Annotated in this window: 2 protein-coding genes; both read right to left on the minus strand. The window is 52.9% G+C overall.

What is annotated here, in order from left to right:
• The coding region (locus tag RIC19_RS17745; RefSeq protein ID WP_350179690.1) for a DUF4058 family protein at positions 1 to 388 on the minus strand (388 nt) is incomplete at its 3' end.
• A 244-nt stretch (positions 389 to 632) separates the two neighbouring features.
• A partial coding sequence (locus RIC19_RS17750; protein WP_350179691.1) for a T9SS type A sorting domain-containing protein occupies positions 633 to 1,500 on the minus strand: 868 nt, incomplete at its 5' end.

The following is a 1,500-nucleotide window of genomic DNA, read 5'->3' on the forward strand; positions in this document are numbered from 1 at the left end:
CGTAGCCGTCCCCCGTTTTATTGGCAGGAGAAAGGATTTCAATGGTCGTGACCAAACTATCATCTTTATCTCGTATGGCTACATACCGTTGGGGTTGGCCTAAAACCTCCACAGAGAAGGAAGGTGGTTGCACCACTATGGCATCTGTGTAGGGCGCTTCAGGCGATTCGGCCCGGTCAATACTGGCATCCGGGCGGTATTGCTTAGCGGCTCCGGATTCATCTGTCATGGACAGCCCGCGCTCTACGGAAATAGTGTAACGCTCGGGAAGGCGGGGCGCCAGCCAATCACGGGTGTACACACTAAGAGATGCGTGCAGGTCAGGGAAGTACCTGGGCTGCTCCAATGTGGGGTGCATGCCGGTATGTTGTTCTTTGCGCTTCGCCATCGCTTAAATATACCGGTTGCCGGACAGATAGTCAAGCAGCAGGTGGTCTTAATGCCTGATCAGATCGCTTTTCCGAAGATCGAAAATGCTTCAAAGACAGGAAAAACGCGTAAAGAACATTGGGGAAATTAGAAACCAGATGATCAGCGGCGATGCCGTCCTGTACGCATGTGCATTCCCCCAAAAAAACAGCAGCCCCCGCTGCGTAGCGGAGGCTGCTGAAGAAACATCTTTTTAATCACGACTACATTTTGATAATACGGCGAACCATGCCTCGGGTACCATCGGAATGGTAAACCACAAGGGTATATCCACCCGGCGTCATCTGTCGCATATCAATCACCTCCAACGCATTGGCTTCCTCAATCTTAATTTCACGCACAAGCTTGCCATTGGCATCATTGAGGTGAATGGTCAAATCTGAACCAATCATCCAGTCGGCTACGGGAACATACAGCTGATCGGAAACCGGATTAGGGTAGGGGGCTTTCTCCAACAGGGTGGGGCATGGCTCTACCTGGAATGCTGCCCCGGCGACGTCCAGAGCGGCACAAATATCACCTCCGCCCTGCACCAATAAGCCGTTCACGTCAACCCCGGTCGTCACGCCAAATTCCACGATCGACAAGTCGAGGGTCAATGGATTGTAGATCAGGGTGTGAATGGTAAACAGCCCTGTTTCTTCAATCGTAAAGGTTGGATCGGTATTGACAGCCTCAATGACAAGGTCTGTTCCTGAAGTCAGCACAAATAGTCGCTCATAGCCATTAGGAATAACCGGCGCTTGGTCTTCAACCGCAGTTAATTCCGCAGTGCCATCCAGGCAATTATCAGAATCGGCAATCAGGGTGCCTGCATCCGCTGTACAGGGGCATTCTTCGACCTGGAACTGCGCGCCTGCCACGAGCAGGGAAGCGCAAATATCGCCCCCGCCCTGAATGAGCAGGTTGTTGACATCCACGCCGGTAGTTACGCCAAACTCTACGATGCTGAGGTCGAGGGTTGCCGGGTCATACACAAGGGTGTGAATGGTGAACAGCCCGGTCTCGGCCACGGTAAACTGAGGCGTAGCGTTCACATCCTGGATAACGAGGTCGTTGCCGGAAGTGAGG

Source organism: Phaeodactylibacter sp., assembly GCF_040219495.1.
Lineage (GTDB): Bacteria > Bacteroidota > Bacteroidia > Chitinophagales > Saprospiraceae > Phaeodactylibacter.